Origin of the sequence: Duganella radicis, assembly GCF_009720825.1 — a bacterium.
GTDB lineage: Bacteria > Pseudomonadota > Gammaproteobacteria > Burkholderiales > Burkholderiaceae_D > Rugamonas > Rugamonas radicis.
This window is the reverse complement of the sequence record NZ_WNKY01000042.1, coordinates 1-15,905: the sequence shown is the minus strand read 5'-3', so window position 1 is coordinate 15,905 and position 15,905 is coordinate 1. Positions and strand designations below refer to the sequence as shown.

The window sequence follows — 15,905 nt, the reverse complement described above, 5'->3', positions numbered from 1 at the left end:
GATGAGCAAAAGTTCGCTTTTCCGCGCGTATTGCGATTGGCCATACGAGACCGCCGTATTTGTCGAGGCCAGTAATCGTCACAGTGCTGCGCACAAGATTTCCTGCCTGATTGAGGCGTTATATGGCTGCTCGCCGGATGACGTCTCGTTTTACAACCTGGACTCATATGACGAACTGATCGACGAGAAGGGTGTTGGTGACGATCTTGATTTCAGACTATTCGAGTCGGGCTGGGATGGCGACGGAGTCGTCTCTTGGGTGGAGAGTCCGCTGTTCCTTGCGCCTCTGAACCAGCCGTTCTTGCTTGCCACATGGGGCCGTTTGCAGCGGCACATCGAGGAGTTGCGGCTCGATGATCAGATCCAGGTTCGCAACCGCATGTGGCTGGCGTACCTCGCCGCAGGCCGGGGCGGCTGGCCTAAAATGCCCCCTGTAGGTGCTTACGCGGCGTGGCGGGAGGGGTAACCAAAAGGTTGGCCATATGCAATAATCTACTTTCCTCAACTTGGATATTGCTATGTCAAAAATTCTACTTCTGGCCGTTTTTCTTGCCCCTGTAGCTTTTGCTCAGGACGCGGTTCCGCAACCTCACCCGCACCGCACCATTGTTGAGAACGTTCAGAAGCCCGTCTCGGATGGGCGTTACTGTGTTTATGAGGATAAGAAGTACTCAGAAGGCGCTATCAAGACCGCTGATAGTCGCACGATGATTTGTATGCAGAAAGAGGTCTTCACACAAAAGGACAAGGACGAGGGCAGCGAGTTGATCTGGGAGTACGGCGGCAACGGGCGGGGAGAGATCCATCTGCGCTCCAATCCTATCAAGCGTTAAACTACTAAATGCCTGTGTGGCGGCGTGTGGAAGGGCATCCATCCAGTAATTTCTCTGCACGCTGATCGTCCGGCCGGATGGTAGAACCCCAGATTGCTGCAGTTGTGAGTGGTTCGCATCGTCGCTGGCCGGGACGACCGGCCAAAAGCGCTCCTACATGCGCCCACGAGGCGTGGGGGTGGCCCTGAACGGGCCATCCTCGCTCCCTCGCCTGCGGCATCGGTCCTCGGACTCAAATCGCCCCCACCGACTATTTGGGCGCTCCATGGTGTCCCAGAGGCGTATTGTTAATTGCGGCAGAAGTTTGAAACCTGGAGATTGTGGTGGGGAAGGCTATAAGTCGTCCTCTTCCTCAGCTTTCCTAAGCGTGAAGATTTCCTCCAAAAGCTTATTTCCATATTTGGTGTTCAGGCGAGCCACGAAATCGGGTTCGATATCACGTGCAAAGCCCAATAGGCCCTGAGTCCTATATGTGTCGCCTTTGCTTAAGAGGCCAATTGAGTATTTGTGGATGAGCGAACTTATTTCTCTCTTTCTATCTCGCCCGAGAGATAAATTGTTTTCACTATTAATTATCACACCTGTTACTACTCTTTTGTGTCGCTTTGATAAATGTATGGATTTTTTCTTGTTGAGCTTGAGTTGTGGGTACTCAATTTCCTTTAACGTCAACGAAACCATCTTTTCAACCTCGGATGATATATCGGGTCGATTAGTTGAAAAGGTAAGGTCGTCGGCGTATCGCGTATAAGCGACTTTGTTTTCTTTGCACCAAGATTTAATTTTCTTATCCAATTCATAAACTATTGAATTGGAAAGGCATGGCGATGCTGGAGAACCGATGCTCAGTGCAAAATCCCTTCCTCCAATATGTAGGCAACTAATCAGTGCCATCCGTTTAATGTCATCATCCTCATAGGCGTCGGAAAGATGGACACAAAAGTGGTTGACAAGATCCTGATATTTAATTGATGGGAAGAATTCTTTGAAATCCAACTTTACCATATATTTCGAATTGGCATGCCTTTCAGCGTTTTTCTTAATGCTTGCGCCTGGCCGATATGCTGCGGCTGCATCATGAATTGGTAAAGTGCAGAAGATATGCTCAATTAGCCATTTTTGTATGAGCTTTGTTTCCCTAGCAGGTTGAGCGATAGTGCGGTCGCCGCCTGATCGCTTGGGGATGGTGTAGACTTTATACGTATAAGGCGCACGCTCTATCAATCGTTCGATCTGCGCGACGGGAAGCCCAAGCTCGGCCCTGATCTGGGTTAGTAATTTGCTATTCATATCGCGATTGGACCTGAGGACTGCTGTATGGCTCGGATTCGATTTCTTTGTTTTGAGTTGGTGCGATAAAACGCAATGCAATCTGCTTGCGTTCGAATTGCATCATGTCGTAATCCGTCGGTAAGAGCCAAGCGGAGTCTATGATATTGATACTTCCCGCTTAGATAAAATGTGGCGTCGCTATAGGTTTTTTTTGTAATTAACTTGAATCGATCTAATAAAAAAAGCTTTCTGCGCAGCTCATCTTTTTCGATAGATACACCAAGCGAGTTTAGAAAATCGAATATTTCGGTTTCTTTTAGCGCGGTGAAAAGCGATATCAATTCACATATCAAAGAAAGTTTATGTGAATTAATTTCTTTCTTAAAGACGAGGGATTTTGGTGTTTTGTCTAACTCCTCCTGAAGATCAGCAATGACGTCAGAAACTACTTCCTCCGTGATTGAGCTTGGATTATCAATCCGCCAAGGGTAATTCCTAACTGCAGAGTTCGACTGTTCTCGAATGTATCGCAATATGCCAAGATTGATGAAGGACGTGGCGGCCTTGGGATTTTCGAAATCTAGGGATTTAATTGCTACGATTTTTTTGTGCAATTCTGGAAGCTGTGAAAAAGCTCCCAACTCGGCGATAGCGCCTGGACTTTCCAAAATGACAGCGACAAGCGAACAAATACCTGCAAGTTCCTGTTCAAAATCCATAAGATTTCTGAACATTCCATCTGCATGCCAGTCGGTGATATCCTCAGGCCGGTAAGTTTCGTATTGTGGACCCGCGTGTGTAATTGCGTGTCGTAGAGACGCGACTGCAGGGGTAGGGTCGTCCGAACGGTCTTTATAGTTTACTTTGCCGCCACATAGCAAAACAATGTGGTTATCGGTGTACTCGACCCTGCTTGCATCGAGGTTAACTTTCTCGAGTAATATCAGACGCGGATCTTCTGAAATTGTTGTCACTAAAATTCTTCACCTAGAAAAGCCGCAGCGGAAATTTGCGGACCGGAATGAGGCGGAGCCGATTGTAGGGCCGCAAATTTTCGCTGCGGCTCAAGTCCAATCAATCCCATAGAGTCTGGCTAATCGCCCGACTAAGGCTACATCTCGAAAGATGAGTCTTTATTCGCGTAAAGAATGGTTTATTTTTAATAATTTGTTGCGTCTTGTCAAGAATTTTGTAAGTGAAATGGGCAGATTGACGCTAATTTGGCGAATTCCAGGTGAGTCCGGGTATTGCTGCCTGCTACCTCAAATATCCTTCGCGCAGAGCTTTCGCATCGGCCAGTGGGTGGGGCGGAGGCCAGACCGCCGAGTATGTCAGCACCTCTCCCAGCTTGTAAGCCGAGTTGCGCAAGTTCCTGTGATCAACAGCTGGTGCGCGCCGAGTTTGCACGGCAAGCCGCCGGCGAAAGGAGCCTGCAGCAGCTGCCAGTCGACGGGGAAGTCGTACATAATGGTCGCCGGCTCAGGCAGCGCATCAAACCAGCGTCGCAAACGGCTACAGGCACCCACGAGAAGTGCGGGTGCCCTTCGGGCATCCGGGCCTTCGCCCGGACTCAAATCGCCCGAACGGGGTTTGCGAGCGGCGCAAGGCTGGCTGGTAGAGGATAAGGCCCTCATCTGGTAAGCTGTCAACATTAGAAGCCTGACATCTGCTGTTATCCTCACATTTAAGAATTTTTTTTGATCTATCTATGACAAATATCCACTCGAAAAAAGACCAAGAAGTAGTTGATGAGCTTATTGAAGATCTCGATGAAGAGATTGAGTCTGATATAAAAATACGGGAAAGCTTGGCACCGTTGGTCGTTGCGTCGCGTGATTGGACGGTCGAGACAATGATCCGGCAGATTTCGCAAAAGAATATCGATCTGAACCCAAAATTTCAACGCCGAAATGCTTGGGATGACGGTAAGCGCAGCGCGTTGATTGAGTCACTTATCTGGGGGGTTCCAGTGCCTCAGATTGTCTTGGCTGAAGACCCACAACGCCCGCGCTCCTATATTGTAATTGATGGGAAGCAGCGACTCTTGACTATTGCGGGCTTTATGGATCCAAGTATCAACTATTGGGATAAGGCCGAGCTTAAGGGATTAACCGTCTTAAATGATTTAAATGGCCATTCGGCTCAGGAATTGGAGAGCGATGCTTCATTCTCGGATTACTATCGCCGTCTGATGAATGCCGATATCCGATGCACAATATTATCGAATTTTTCTGATTCGGATGTTCTGTACGATATTTTCTATCGTATCAATACCGGATCAGTTCGACTGGGGTCTCAGGAGCTAAGGCAAGTATTCCACCGCGGGTGGTTTGCGGACTACTTGGTCGAGATAACAAATTCAATGCAACCAATCCATCAAGTGCTAGGCCTTAGTGAGCCAGATGTCCGCCTCGCTGACGTTGAGATCGTTTTAAGAAGTCTCTCCATGGAGCTGTTTGGTGCTACCTATAAAGGGAATTTGAAGCAGTTCTTAGCCAATTCGATGACTTCGATTACCGAGGGTATGAGTCGCGCTGAAATCGAGAAAGAATATCAGTTGTTTAACACCGGTATTTCGAATTGCGCATTGGTCTTTGATTACAAGGAAATTGGGAGAAAGACTACTGATGGGAAGTTCGAGCGTAGATTTAATCGCGTGCTTTTCGAGGTCGAAATCTTCTTCTTTAAATATTTAACTGAAGCCGCTATCAAGAAGAATAAGGCTAAATTCTTGAAGGCTTTTATCGCTCTTATGGATGATCAGGAGTTCAGGTCCAGCATTGAAAGTACGACTAAGAGCATTGAAAATACGCGTGTTCGATTCCAAAAATTCCAGGCGTTAATCAAGTCTGTGTTCGCCAAGAAGATCGAAATTCCATTTTAATCGCTGGGGCTTGAGCGATGAAAGAGAATTTGGCTGAACTTAAGCAGTACGTTGAAGAATTGCGGATAAAATATCTTGATTGCCATATAAAGGCACAAGAAAGTGCCGATAGAGGAGAACAGGACGCGCCTTCAGCTGAGTCTTATGATCTAGATGTTAGGGCGTATTGCGTTTTTGTTCACGCTGCGATTGAACAATTTTTTGAGGAGCTTGCGGATTACGCGCTGGAATCGATACTCAATCAATGGACTAGCGGGCTCCCAATGTCTCGGGCAAGTGTAGTATCTTTGATCTCAATCATATCTCACGATGGGATTGCGAAACTGCCGATCGAAGATGATGAGAAATCATCACAGATCAAACCGTTGCATTATATTAGTGACCTAATTGCGACTTCAAAGGCCAAGCTAAAGCGTAAGGTTCAAGATAATCACGGAGCGTCTCTGAAATATCTTAGGGCATTATTTTCACCTTTAGGTATATCGATTGATCCTGATCCGAGCGCAGAAAGTGCGCTTAGTCGCTTGGCGTCAAGTCGCGGGGCTTTTGCACATCGACGCACAATGTCTCGTGCGGGACATTATGTTTATAAGCCGATTTCACCTGGCGATGCGCTGATTGCTGCTACAGACTGTTTGTTGTTTTGCGGGGAATTGTCGGGTCAGCTGCCACAGTCCCCGAGCGAGGACGCATATAAGGCCGAAGGGCTCTATCTTTCCGCTTACAGGGCTAATTTGGCAAGGGTTATTAAAGCAATTTCTGATAAGAAAAGTAAAACTGAACGTGTAAAGCGCTTGCCTGGTTGATCTTGTCAAGTGTTTGGTAGCGGGGCGGCGTGACCACCTCGCCAAACGGCGGCGGCGTGGTCTGGCGCGCGGGCAGCTCGTTCAAGTTCTGATCCCAAAATGCAAAAAAGGGAAGGGCACAGCGCACCCTTTTTGCATTTCTTTGCCCAACGCCCCATAAGTGTTCACTTATCGGGCGTTGGCACAATCGGAGTGTTCCATGCGCGGCCAGACATTGCTGCTTGCCACCTCAAGTAGCCCTCCCTCAGCGCCTGCGCGTCCGCCAGCGCATGGTGCGGCGGCCAGGCCGCCGAGTACGTCAGCACCTCACCAAGCTTGTAGGCCGAGTGGCGAAACATTTTGTGATCGACCAGCTGGTGCGCGTCGACGTTGGGCGGCAAGTCGCCGGCGAAAGCGGCCTGCAGCAGCTGCCAGTCGATGAGGAAGTCATACATGATGATCGCGGGCTCGGGCAGCGCATCAAACCAGCCACGCAAGCGGCTGGCCAGCTCAACGGACGTACAGGCCGCGCCAGGGATTTTCCCCAACAGTGGGATGACATCAGTTCGCACGAATTCGCTTGTGTCATCGTGCCTGTAGTCGATACGCTCGGCGTAGAAGTCACTTGCCCCCACGGCGGCCATCCCAATGCTGATAAGGTCGGGATCGGCACGCGCCAGGCTAGTGAACTCAGTATCGAGGAAGACCAGCATGTCAGCCCTCCGCTGCCGGATCCGGGCGAGGGCAGAATGGCAGCAGTCGGGCGATATTGAGCCCGTCGTCAAGGGCGCGGTGGTGATGGCCTTCGGGTGTCAGGTTACAGATTTTCATAGCTGCGATCATGCCGCATTGCTTGATCTTCGGCCTGCGGGCCCTTGCGAAATTCCGCTTTAGGTTTTCGTGGGGCAGGTCCGCCAGCGGATCCGCAATGCGGTGGCGGGCTGATTCGCGCTCGATTTGGTTATGGTCGAAGGCTCCCCACGATCCCCACCAGCTGCCGGGCTGCTGGTGGCGTTGGGCGAACTCGGCCAACCTGGCGGCGACCGCCGGCCAGGTCGGCGCAGCGTCGATCGCTGCCTGGTCGATGTGGGGCAGCAAGCGCTTGCAAAAGGCCGTCAGCCGTGGCCTCTCGATCGGGCGCACGAAGGATTGGAAGCGATCGAGGATTTGACCATCTGGCGCAATCCACACGGACCCGATTTCCAGCGTTTCCATCAGCTCCGGCGGGATGCTGCCGTCGTCGGCGCACGTCGCCTCAAGGTCGATTACCAAGATGTTGGCCAGCATATCAGCTGAGCCCCAATGCGCGCCAATCGATCGAAGCGGCCATGAAGGCGGCCGCGCGATGGCGGGCCAGCCAGTCCGCGCGCAGCTCGTAGCGCTTGGCACAGCGCACGGTGCGCAGCACGGCCAGCTGGTCGAGGTGGTCGACGTGATCGGCTGCGGCGCGGATCAGGGCAAGGGCCATTTGCTGCTTGCTGGCGAAGCCGCCAGTTTGTCGATCGGCCTTGAAAGCAGCATCGAGCGTGACCCGCAGCGCGCCGGCGGCGTCGGCCAGCTGCTGGAATGTGCCCGGCACATGCGGCGCGTCGTGGTCGGTGATGATGTCGTAAGCGGTGCCAGGTAGATCGAGCATCGCATACGACAGCTGGCGGCCGTGGACCGTCGCGTTTTGCACCAGGGCGTAACGCGGGCCAATGCCGTGCAGCGAAAACAGCAAGTCGTCGAGCCGCACCCAGCTAGCTTCCGGCAGCTGGGCGGCCCGTTCCAGGCTCTCGGGAGAGTGCCCAATGCCACTGAAGTGCTCAGTCTCCATTGTCCAGATTGGCAAGGAACAGTTCAAACGCACTCAGGCAGACTTTTCCTGCGGCTGCAACCCGTGTCCGCTCTGCTGCAATGACGACCGGTAAGCTCGCCACGTCACGGTATGCTGCGGCTACGCAATCCACGGACGCTTGCAGGACGGCGTAGATGTGCTTGAACGACTTGGATTTGGCGAATTCCATGCGAGGTGCGACCTCGATGATAAGGTCCTCTACCAGGGATTGGGAAACCAGCGAATGAGTTGATACAATTGCGACAGCCATTGGCAGTACCTCCATTACTTGTCAAAGGTAAGGTCATGCGCAGTGGTTGCCGCCGCTGTGCATGGCCGACTATTTGAAGCTTCGAGCACGCGAGGCAATTCTCAGTAACACATAGAGGATTGCCCTCCAAAAAAAATACCTGGTTTTCTCATCTCAACATCGTCGCGACGAAAAATCCAACTTTGCGTGCTTCGTGCTAAAGATAATACTGAGATTCGAGCCCGTTTACAACGATTTGAGTCACCTTGACTCGTCTTTTTGCCAGCAAGGTCAATGTGACCCAGTTTAGCTGGGTCACATTGACTGCATTTGGATAACGCGTCCACTCGAAAGAGCGCGTTTGCGTCAATGTGACCCTGTTTAGGAAGTCGACCTGCGTCAGTGTGACCCAACTATCTTCGGTCGTGTCGCGACGGCTTTACATTAGGGTGGGCAGTCGTGTTCTGCCGAACAGGTGCTGCAGCTCGAACTGCTGTGGGGTTCAGCATTCCGCTGCCACGTGTGGATATCTGAGCTTGGCCATACAGGGATTGTGTCCGAGTGACGCTGTGCCCGAGGGCCATCGCGATCGCTTCGATCGAAAGGCCTGCTGCTTTAAGGTCCGATGCGAACATGTGCCTTAAGCAGTACCCGGTGGTCTCTGACTTCATGCGAGGCCAAAGTACTCGGCCTACTCGACGAAGGGCGGCCGTATAAGCGTCTTTGCTGGAGACTGATACAAGAATCTCATTTTGCCCGTGGCTTCGGAGTTCGGCGAGCGCTGCTGCGATCAGTGGATTGTCGTCTGTAACCGAATATTCAATTTCCCGCCATGCTTGGCCTTGAACGCCGCCTTGGACTACCTTTGCTCCGATTATGTGCAGCGTCAGCGCCCCATCACGTTCGGTCATCTTGACCCCGTATTCGAGCTCTTGAGGGCGTGCCCCGGATAAGCTTGCGACGAGGACTGCCAGGCGGTACTTCGAGTTGGACATGGCGGAATACATCTGTTCTCGAAAGTCGTCTGGGAGCTTGTGCAGCATCTGTCGCTTGCTCCGCTTTTTTGCCGTGGACGTGATGGGGCATTTGTTGTCATGGCGTTCGAGCGTGGCGTGTAGCCCGATTAGGAAGTCGATCTTCTTAACGCTCATTTCCCATGAGGTCATGTCGCCGGCTGCCTGGTGGCGATCTTGTTCCCGTAACGTGTGCAAAAGCCCTTCCTGGATGACATGGCGAGCAGCTGCGCGTCTCAGATACCACGTTCTCTTCGATTTTGTGGAGCGCATGACTTCGAACATGCCTGCTGGTGTCTTGGGGCTACATTTCGCCACCAGTCGCTTAAATTCTTGCGCGTATTGGGCTTTGGATGCCGAAGAGGCCATACTCGGCTTCAGCGCCTTATTGAGTGCACGGGCTCTCCGTATGGTGTCGTAAATTTTTTCTTTTTCGGATTGATTCATCGATGTACTCAAAGTGGATAGTTTTGTGCTCGGATGCCCGTCGATCACTACGTGATCCCATCGCCGGGCACATTAACTGACGGTGCTGACGCACCGTCAGTTAATGTCTTGATTCGAGCACGTGGGTCACATTGACTCGCGCCCGTGATGGGTGTTTTGGGTCACAATGACGCATTTGGAAATGCGGCGTTGCTGGCGTTTACTGAGTGTGATAATGTCGGGCGACGTAACCAAATCGGAGGTCTTATGGGAAGCGATTTTTCGTCCGGTCTTAGCGCTGGGTTTGCCGCAGCAAGGCGTGCGAGGACTGATGCAGATCAGGCTGTTGGGGACTGGAGGATATTTGCAACCAACCTCCAATCCAAGCTTCTCAGCGAGCAAACCGAAAGGGCCGTGGCCGTAGAATATGTTCGGGCCCTCCGCGCCCAGCTTAAACTCGCCGACCCGAACAACAGACTGCTGAATGAAAGTGTGGCGAATAAGCTCCTCGACGATACGCGAGTGCGGAAATACGCAGAACAAGGGTATCAACTGGATTCCTCCACTGGATCATTTGTCAAAGTTCGATAGCCTTAGTCGCCGAGTAGTTCTTTATTACTCGGGGACTTTCCTGCGTTTGAGGGGCTAGTTGATGTATCGGACGGAGTGTCCCTCTTGCCCTTGCCTCCGAGCCCGCCTGCCGCTCCGTGTCCACCGTGCCTGACTTCTCGTACTCCGCCAACCAATACATCATGCCCCTGGTCGCCTTTGCCTTCGGCTCCGCCTAAGCCTGCCGCATGGGATCCGAGCCAGCGTAAGATGTTGTCGGGTATCCAGTGGATTAGCGAGAAAACGATGTGAACCACAGTCGTCATGGTGATGACATAAATTGCCACGTATGCGACGAAGGATACGATCCCTGTCAACGCATCGGCCTGTACGCCGGAGACCACTGTCATGAACATCACATTCACGATGCCTGTGATCGGCTGTGTAAGCAGCATCGCGCCGATCAGACCGAACAGCATGAGCGCTGGCCGCATGCACAGCGATAGGATCATCATGTAGCCTTGGCCGGCCTTGCCGACCGCGTCGTCGCCGTCAGGGTGCACGTGGGCGATGCCGAACAGTGGGCCTGCAATGACTGCTTCGAATACCAGCACGAACCAGTTCACTACTGATGTAGTCCACGTGATCGAGGGGATCATGGGGACATAAGTCGAAAGCGTCACGCCGAAGGCCAGAAGAAGCATCAGTAGCGTCGTAGCGAAACCGGAAAGGAACGCGAAAACTGCGCCGACGTCAAACCCGATGCCGACCGTACCTTTCGCGATCACCGAATTTGCTGCGCCAGTTGCGCTCGCCAGCGTGACCAGCATCGCTTCTCCGGTACCGACGATGGTGTCGCCGAACGACTTCATCTGGCTCATGTGGTTGAGATTCGAACCGGCGATCTCCTGCGTCATCTGGTTGATTGCGCCCATGAATGGAGCGGAGATCAGCTTGCGGACGTATTCCCAGGCACCTTCGCCTTCGCGCGGGGCGCGCACGTTGGTCTCGGCGTAGTACACGCTGCGCACGCTGTCGGCCCGATGCTTGACGTATTCATCAGCTGTCGCGATAGCGTCCTGGTAGGTCACGAGGGCTTCTTTGGTCTCCTTATCCGAAATGTCGATCGGCTCCGAAGTGGGCAAGCCATTGAGCGTGGACTGCATCACATCGTTCATTTTGACGATGTGGTTGTACCAGGTGCCGGCGAAGATCCAGCCGCCGTCCTGGGCTCCTTTCATGAAATCGCTGCGCGCGCGGTCATTCGTGCTTTGCACGGCCGTCTTCGCCGCGGCGCGCAGGGCGTTCTCGTAGTCGGCTGCTGCCTGTTCCAGTGCGCCTGGCGCAGGCTTCTGGCCGGCCACGATCTGGTCGGCGATCGGCTGCAGGGCAATAATCATTTTTTGCACTGCTTGGGCGTGCGCCGCCATGATCGGGGCCTTGATCACCTTCGTGTTGCTGTTGCCCTCAGAGGCTTCCCAGGATTGCTTCCAGCTGATGCCGCCGCAGACGTCGGGATTCAGGTAGGTGTTGTCGTTGGCACGCCATTTGTAGTCGACCACACTGTAGCGCGCGTTAGAGAAGTTCTTGATGGTGGTGTACAGGGCCACCGGCGAAACAGCGTCGAAGACGTCGTAGTTCAGCAGCTCGCCGGTGTTCGACATCGTTTGCGATATCGATACCGCAGTGATCCTGGTGCTCCGATTCGACTCCAGGAACTGCTTATTCATGGCCGCGGCGCAGACCTCGAATTTCAAGATGTTGGCGGCAAGCGGGCGCGAGTCCGGGATCATCGGCCGCGCGATCATGTTGTCCTGGTTCATCTGCTCGATCGCGGCCTTCCAGATCGCGTCGCCGATGCCGACGCCCTGCAGCGCGAGCCAGAGAATGAAGATCTGGATCAGGGAGTAGCCTGACCCCAAAGGAAGCAGGAGTGCCGTGCCGCCGACGGTGCGCAGCGGCACCCAAATGGACGACATTTTTTTCCCCAGCACCTCGCCATCATGGGCCGAATCAATCGTCCCTTTGACAGTTGTATAGCCGACAAAAATCATCCCCAAGAACAGGACCGCGCTGTTGAAAATCTTCATCATCGCACCGAGCACGTCGGTGGTTTGACCGCCCTGGACGTTTGCACCGCTATGGATGAATCCGATGATGCTGCCGAACACCTCGCGCAGATACTCCACCGACAAGTCGCTCGCCGGCGGCGTGAACTGTTGAATTGCCTGTGGAGCTGTTGAATCGGCATGTGCTCCTGACATGTACACGACAAGTGCCACGGCCGTCATGAGCCGAATCATTTGGACTCTCCTTTCCGAGTGGGCGAGAGCGGCACTGTGGCAATCAGCCAAAGCTCATGAGCGATGCCGAAGGTATAGGGTACAGTGAGCAGCGCCCAGCCCTTGTCGCCAGAGTGGATGTACAGAATCGTTCCGCAGCAGAGGATGGCGGAGAGGCCTGGCAGCAAATACCAATCCCTCCAGCCGAGGCCAAGAAAAGGCCTGTGCAAGCCCAGAGGGATGCCCACGAGACAAGGCAATAGCAGAAGCACCGCTCCTACTCGACGGGTTGCGTCATCGAACGCTTTGGAATGGAGGAGAAGGTCCTTCAGCTTGATGATGGCGACCTTCATCACTTAATACCTCCAGCGTCAACCTGCTTCGGCAGCGTGGAACTAGCCGCCAGTTCGGCCATCTTGGCCTTGTGGCAGGCGAGTGCGCGGTCCAGTTCGGCCTTTGCCCGTGCGGCGCAAGCAGCATCCATGCAGGGGGCAGGGTTACGTTCTGGAGCGGTAGCGCAGTCACTTCCCGCAGCTGGAGCCTCGCCGGCAGTGCAAATTTGATGTTGGAGGGAGCCCAATGAAATGAGCGCTGCTAATAAGATCTGGATTTTCTTCACGCTTGTTTCCTTCGCCAGGTGTTCACTATGTCTTTGACTTCTTGGCGCGCCAAACTTGCCAAGTGTTTCTGTTCTTCAGTGGCCTCCGGCTGATTTCCGCTTTGGTCGACTACTTGCGCCGCCTTGTTTCTTCGGCTAGCGATGCGGTCGCAATAGTTGCGGTCGAATTCGCCCGCAAGAGCTTTTTTGACCAACTGCCGAAACCACCCGATCGGCGCGCCGATTGGTGTTCGTTCGCCTCTCTTGCCGGCTTCGAGCACGCCCGCTAATTCGTCTAACAGCTGTTGCGCAAGTTGTGGATCGAGTGAGGGCGACGAAGTGATTCGCAGCAGTTGCTCTTTCATGTGGTCGATAGATGCCTCGAATATAAGGTCACTACCACTACTGCTGTTTGGCCGCGCATCAACAGGCGTTGGTGATGTGGTACGCGCCGGAGGTGCGATGGTGGTGGTTGTAGTTATATTCTTGATAGTCTCTGAAATACTCTCTGAATTAGCTGGTGGAATTTCGTCCATCTTGCCGGCAGGTTCTCGCCGCCCAGATGGTGGAATCCCGCCATCCAGATGGTGGGATTCCACCATCTGGGTGGCACCGAGTAGGAAGCGCTCTAACGCGAGCAGATTGACTCGGTAGTAGAGACGGGCCGGCACTCCCGCACGCCGTTCTTCAAGCAACCCTGCTTCCTTCAACAACTGGCGAGCATGCTCCTGATCAGAGCGCTTCATGCCGAGTTCCCATTCCCAGCTTTGCCTAGTGCGGTTGGTCGGCGGGATCATGGCCCCAGAGCTGTCACGGTCGGCGTCCCGCAATTTAAACCACCATTCTTCAATGCCCACTTTGCTTTGCCAGTAGGTTGCTTGGCCGAGGTAGAGGGCAGCTATTGGTGATCCGAGTGCGCGGGCCAGGGCAGGGCGATAGGCAATGACCTCGCGGTCCCCCAACAGTGACGCCAGGACAAGTTGGATGTCCTGACTCATACGAAGCCGACATCCCGTTTCAGTACCTTGATAACGCTCATTGATCTGCCCCATAGATATTCACCTTTGTGCCCGATGCACTGCGCAGGTCTGTCTGTAACGAGGCTTCGTTAGCTGGGAGCGATGGCGCGTTTGAACCAATTTCGAGCGATGGGACGGCGTTGCTCATAAACCTTCACCTTTGCCCCAAGCGCGGATCTGGCCGATGCGCCAGCGCAGATGGCGAAGGCCGGGGATTGGTGCGGGAAAGTTCTTCACGCGTCGTTGGCGGATGCTCACCGGGGCGAAGGCGGTGAGCGCGGCGGCTTCTTCGACGCCGATTAAGACGTCATCGCTGAGCTTCGAAAGATGCTCTAGCAGTTGCCAATCTCGTTTCATACGTTTTCCTCTAAAAGCTCTTTCGGTCGAATGTGAATTACTGCGTTGCTAAATTTAAGCGAGACATGCAGAATCACGTTAGGACAGAAATCGAGGGGTATATGTCGGAAGAAGCGGTAAAACTGGTCTTGCAGGATTGGCGCGTTCGAGGAATCGAGAAGCCGCGCGCGATACTGCCGCTGGAGGAAACTCAGCGCATTCTTAGAACCCTTCGTCGCAATGCATGTCGGGCAGCTGGCGTTCGGTTTTGCGACTGCTGGCAAGTGAAGCCTGCTGTCGCTGCGGAGACGGGTATGACAGCGCTAATCGGCGTGGATGAGCCGGAGAGGGTGGAGTATGTCGGGCCGGCGTTTTCTGCAGACCCTGCGACTGTAGACCCATGCTTTGGCTGCAGGACGCCAGCGGTCTCGCGCATGGAGTTCTCCGTCGCAGTTTTCGGCAAAGAAGTGCGTGAGAAAGAACTTGGTGCCGCGCGGGTTAACCCGAAGGTTTTTTCCCGTCCCATGAGTGCCGGAAACCTCTATCGTGTTTTGGCTGCTGCATTTTTTCAGGGCTGGGTGACGTTGGCACAGGCCCGATCAATGTTTGACAGGGCGGTGCAGTTGGATGCAACGTCCGAAGTAGTCCGTCGTTTTGTCAAGCGCCTTCGAGCGCGCAAATCCTTTGTTGAAACGGGAGCCATTAAGGAGCAACCGGCATCCTTGTTCGACGAAATCGAGGCCGTTCGCGTTTCGATCCTGGTAGATATGGAGAAGGCTGGGCGGCGAAAAGTGGCCGCTTCCAAGGAGCTCGACGATGAGGTGCGGGACTGGCTGCTTGCCACAGATTTGCCACAGAAATTGAGCTAATAACTTCTAACCCGGTCTCTTCTCGTCTAATGTATACTATTGATCTGTAAGCATATTTTCGAAAATTCGTTATTTAACCGAGGCAATCTTTCCGATTCACACTGCAGGGGTCGCAAGTTCGAAACTTGCACTTCCCACCAGAATTCTTAAAAAGCCTGCACATTGTGCGGGCTTTTTTATTTTAAAAAAACGGTCACTGATGCATTGAGGCGGCCGTCTGGCCGGCGCGGAGGATGGCGATGAAGTCATCGGCTTTCAGCGAGGCGCCGCCGATCAGGCCGCCATCGATATCCGGCATGGAGAGCAGTTCCAGCGCATTCTCCGGCTTCATGCTGCCGCCGTAGAGAATCGGCGTGCGCTGCACCACACTCTCTCGGATCACCGCATGCGCCTGCTGTGCCATCTCAGGCGTGGCGGTCAAACCGGTGCCGATAGCCCACACCGGTTCATAGGCGATCACCAGTCTGGACAGGTCTTCCGGGCTCAGGCTTTGCAGCGCGCTGCGGAGTTGGCGCGTCAATACTTCTTCGGTGCTGCCGCTGGCGCGCTGTTCGGCCGTTTCGCCCACACAGAGGATGGGCGTCAGGCCCGACTGGATGGCTTGCCTGGTCTTGCGCGCTATCGTCTGATCGTCTTCATGGTGGCAGGTCCGCCGCTCGGAATGTCCCACCAGCGCGTAAGCGCAGCCAAATTCCTTCAGCATCGCAGCCGAGACCTCGCCGGTATGCGCGCCGGCGCTGTGCTCCGACATGTCCTGGGCGCCCAGCTTGATTGCCGTTCCCGTCAAGCGTGCTTCGCACAGCATCAGGAAAGGATGGGGCGCGCAGATCGCCACGGCGCAACCGGGGATTGTGTCCCCAGGCGTGGTGTATGAGATGTGATTCTCAAGGGGCTGGGTCCCCGGTCAGTTAATCACGGCGGAGAGCCGTGCGGCCTGATTGTCGCTCAAGCTTTGCAATCCTTCAAGCTGCAT

General features: G+C 53.9%; 18 protein-coding genes. 5 read left to right on the top strand and 13 right to left on the bottom strand.

All coding sequences use genetic code 11. From position 1 onward, the window contains the following. The first annotated feature begins 1 nt into the window (after position 1). Positions 2-466, top strand: coding sequence for a hypothetical protein (locus GM676_RS25090; protein WP_155466942.1), 465 nt, complete (start codon positions 2-4; stop codon positions 464-466). Positions 467-518: 52 nt separating this feature from the next. After that, positions 519-833 (top strand): DUF1496 domain-containing protein, encoded by a 315-nt coding sequence (locus GM676_RS25085; protein ID WP_155466941.1) that lies wholly within the window; start codon positions 519-521, stop codon positions 831-833. Positions 834-1,166: 333 nt separating this feature from the next. Here the strand turns inward: GM676_RS25085 and GM676_RS25080 are convergent, their stop codons facing one another. Both GM676_RS25080 and GM676_RS25075 read right to left on the bottom strand, forming a co-directional pair. Further along, positions 1,167-2,123, bottom strand: coding sequence for a retron St85 family RNA-directed DNA polymerase (locus tag GM676_RS25080; RefSeq protein WP_155466940.1), 957 nt, complete (start codon positions 2,121-2,123; stop codon positions 1,167-1,169). Beyond that, positions 2,120-3,079 carry a retron St85 family effector protein gene (locus GM676_RS25075; protein WP_155466939.1) on the bottom strand — a complete coding sequence of 320 codons (960 nt, stop codon included), beginning with the start codon at positions 3,077-3,079 and terminating at the stop codon, positions 2,120-2,122. Before GM676_RS25075 ends, GM676_RS25080 begins: the two co-directional genes overlap by 4 nt. A 734-nt stretch (positions 3,080-3,813) precedes the next feature. Between GM676_RS25075 and GM676_RS25070 the strand changes: the two genes are divergently transcribed. Together GM676_RS25070 and GM676_RS25065 are read left to right on the top strand one after the other, a co-directional pair. Next, on the top strand, positions 3,814-4,989 hold the full coding sequence (locus GM676_RS25070; protein ID WP_155466938.1) for a DUF262 domain-containing protein: 1,176 nt from the start codon (positions 3,814-3,816) through the stop codon (positions 4,987-4,989). 17 nt (positions 4,990-5,006) lie between these two features. Next, entirely contained in the window at positions 5,007-5,795 is a 789-nt protein-coding gene (locus GM676_RS25065) for a HEPN domain-containing protein (RefSeq protein ID WP_155466937.1), read from the top strand. A 164-nt stretch (positions 5,796-5,959) separates the two neighbouring features. On the opposite strand, the gene GM676_RS25060 is transcribed toward GM676_RS25065, so the two are convergent. From GM676_RS25060 to GM676_RS25015, 10 genes are all read right to left on the bottom strand, one after another. Beyond that, positions 5,960-6,487 (bottom strand): 3'-5' exonuclease family protein, encoded by a 528-nt coding sequence (locus GM676_RS25060; RefSeq protein ID WP_211923290.1) that lies wholly within the window; start codon positions 6,485-6,487, stop codon positions 5,960-5,962. Position 6,488: 1 nt separating this feature from the next. Then, on the bottom strand, positions 6,489-7,061 hold the full coding sequence (locus GM676_RS25055) for a 3'-5' exonuclease (protein WP_155466936.1): 573 nt from the start codon (positions 7,059-7,061) through the stop codon (positions 6,489-6,491). A gap of 1 nt (position 7,062) precedes the next feature. Next, positions 7,063-7,509: a hypothetical protein gene (locus GM676_RS25050; RefSeq protein ID WP_170304357.1), complete on the bottom strand. Its 447-nt coding sequence runs from the start codon at positions 7,507-7,509 to the stop codon at positions 7,063-7,065. A 70-nt stretch (positions 7,510-7,579) separates the two neighbouring features. Further along, positions 7,580-7,861: a hypothetical protein gene (locus GM676_RS25045; RefSeq protein ID WP_155466934.1), complete on the bottom strand. Its 282-nt coding sequence runs from the start codon at positions 7,859-7,861 to the stop codon at positions 7,580-7,582. A gap of 392 nt (positions 7,862-8,253) precedes the next feature. Continuing rightward, a complete protein-coding gene (locus GM676_RS25040; protein ID WP_155466933.1) occupies positions 8,254-9,300 on the bottom strand; it encodes a site-specific integrase in 1,047 nt (348 codons plus the stop codon). A gap of 572 nt (positions 9,301-9,872) precedes the next feature. Then, complete coding sequence (locus GM676_RS25035; protein WP_155466932.1) at positions 9,873-12,131, bottom strand: DotA/TraY family protein; 2,259 nt, start codon at positions 12,129-12,131, stop codon at positions 9,873-9,875. Continuing rightward, complete coding sequence (locus tag GM676_RS25030) at positions 12,128-12,463, bottom strand: hypothetical protein (RefSeq protein WP_155466931.1); 336 nt, start codon at positions 12,461-12,463, stop codon at positions 12,128-12,130. Before GM676_RS25030 ends, GM676_RS25035 begins: the two co-directional genes overlap by 4 nt. Continuing rightward, the gene (locus tag GM676_RS25025; RefSeq protein WP_155466930.1) at positions 12,463-12,729 is read right to left on the bottom strand and encodes a hypothetical protein; all 267 of its coding nucleotides are present in this window, start codon (positions 12,727-12,729) and stop codon (positions 12,463-12,465) included. The genes GM676_RS25030 and GM676_RS25025 overlap by 1 nt, the downstream gene beginning before the upstream one ends. Continuing rightward, positions 12,726-13,760, bottom strand: coding sequence for a hypothetical protein (locus GM676_RS25020; protein WP_155466929.1), 1,035 nt, complete (start codon positions 13,758-13,760; stop codon positions 12,726-12,728). The genes GM676_RS25025 and GM676_RS25020 overlap by 4 nt, the downstream gene beginning before the upstream one ends. 111 nt (positions 13,761-13,871) lie before the next feature. Next, positions 13,872-14,084: a helix-turn-helix transcriptional regulator gene (locus GM676_RS25015; protein ID WP_155466928.1), complete on the bottom strand. Its 213-nt coding sequence runs from the start codon at positions 14,082-14,084 to the stop codon at positions 13,872-13,874. Between the two features lie 101 nt (positions 14,085-14,185). On the opposite strand from GM676_RS25015, the gene GM676_RS25010 reads away from it, so the two are divergent. Then, positions 14,186-14,932 (top strand): hypothetical protein, encoded by a 747-nt coding sequence (locus GM676_RS25010; RefSeq protein WP_155466927.1) that lies wholly within the window; start codon positions 14,186-14,188, stop codon positions 14,930-14,932. Between the two features lie 193 nt (positions 14,933-15,125). Here GM676_RS25010 and tpiA read toward each other — a convergent pair whose 3' ends face one another. Beyond that, positions 15,126-15,767, bottom strand: coding sequence for a triose-phosphate isomerase (gene tpiA, locus GM676_RS25005; protein ID WP_371866365.1), 642 nt, complete (start codon positions 15,765-15,767; stop codon positions 15,126-15,128). Positions 15,768-15,905: the final 138 nt, after the last annotated feature.

Bases quoted from the DNA above. Each gene is read 5' to 3' on its own strand.
- GM676_RS25090 (WP_155466942.1), top strand. From the start codon at position 2: ATGAGCAAAAGTTCGCTTTTCCGCGCGTATTGCGATTGGCCATACGAG.
- GM676_RS25085 (WP_155466941.1), top strand. From the start codon at position 519: ATGTCAAAAATTCTACTTCTGGCCGTTTTTCTTGCCCCTGTAGCTTTT.
- GM676_RS25080 (WP_155466940.1), bottom strand. From the start codon at position 2,123: ATGAATAGCAAATTACTAACCCAGATCAGGGCCGAGCTTGGGCTTCCC.
- GM676_RS25070 (WP_155466938.1), top strand. From the start codon at position 3,814: ATGACAAATATCCACTCGAAAAAAGACCAAGAAGTAGTTGATGAGCTT.
- GM676_RS25065 (WP_155466937.1), top strand. From the start codon at position 5,007: ATGAAAGAGAATTTGGCTGAACTTAAGCAGTACGTTGAAGAATTGCGG.
- GM676_RS25060 (WP_211923290.1), bottom strand. From the start codon at position 6,487: ATGCTGGTCTTCCTCGATACTGAGTTCACTAGCCTGGCGCGTGCCGAT.
- GM676_RS25055 (WP_155466936.1), bottom strand. From the start codon at position 7,061: ATGCTGGCCAACATCTTGGTAATCGACCTTGAGGCGACGTGCGCCGAC.
- GM676_RS25045 (WP_155466934.1), bottom strand. From the start codon at position 7,861: ATGGCTGTCGCAATTGTATCAACTCATTCGCTGGTTTCCCAATCCCTG.
- GM676_RS25040 (WP_155466933.1), bottom strand. From the start codon at position 9,300: ATGAATCAATCCGAAAAAGAAAAAATTTACGACACCATACGGAGAGCC.
- GM676_RS25035 (WP_155466932.1), bottom strand. From the start codon at position 12,131: ATGATTCGGCTCATGACGGCCGTGGCACTTGTCGTGTACATGTCAGGA.
- GM676_RS25030 (WP_155466931.1), bottom strand. From the start codon at position 12,463: ATGAAGGTCGCCATCATCAAGCTGAAGGACCTTCTCCTCCATTCCAAA.
- GM676_RS25020 (WP_155466929.1), bottom strand. From the start codon at position 13,760: ATGGGGCAGATCAATGAGCGTTATCAAGGTACTGAAACGGGATGTCGG.
- GM676_RS25015 (WP_155466928.1), bottom strand. From the start codon at position 14,084: ATGAAACGAGATTGGCAACTGCTAGAGCATCTTTCGAAGCTCAGCGAT.
- GM676_RS25010 (WP_155466927.1), top strand. From the start codon at position 14,186: ATGTCGGAAGAAGCGGTAAAACTGGTCTTGCAGGATTGGCGCGTTCGA.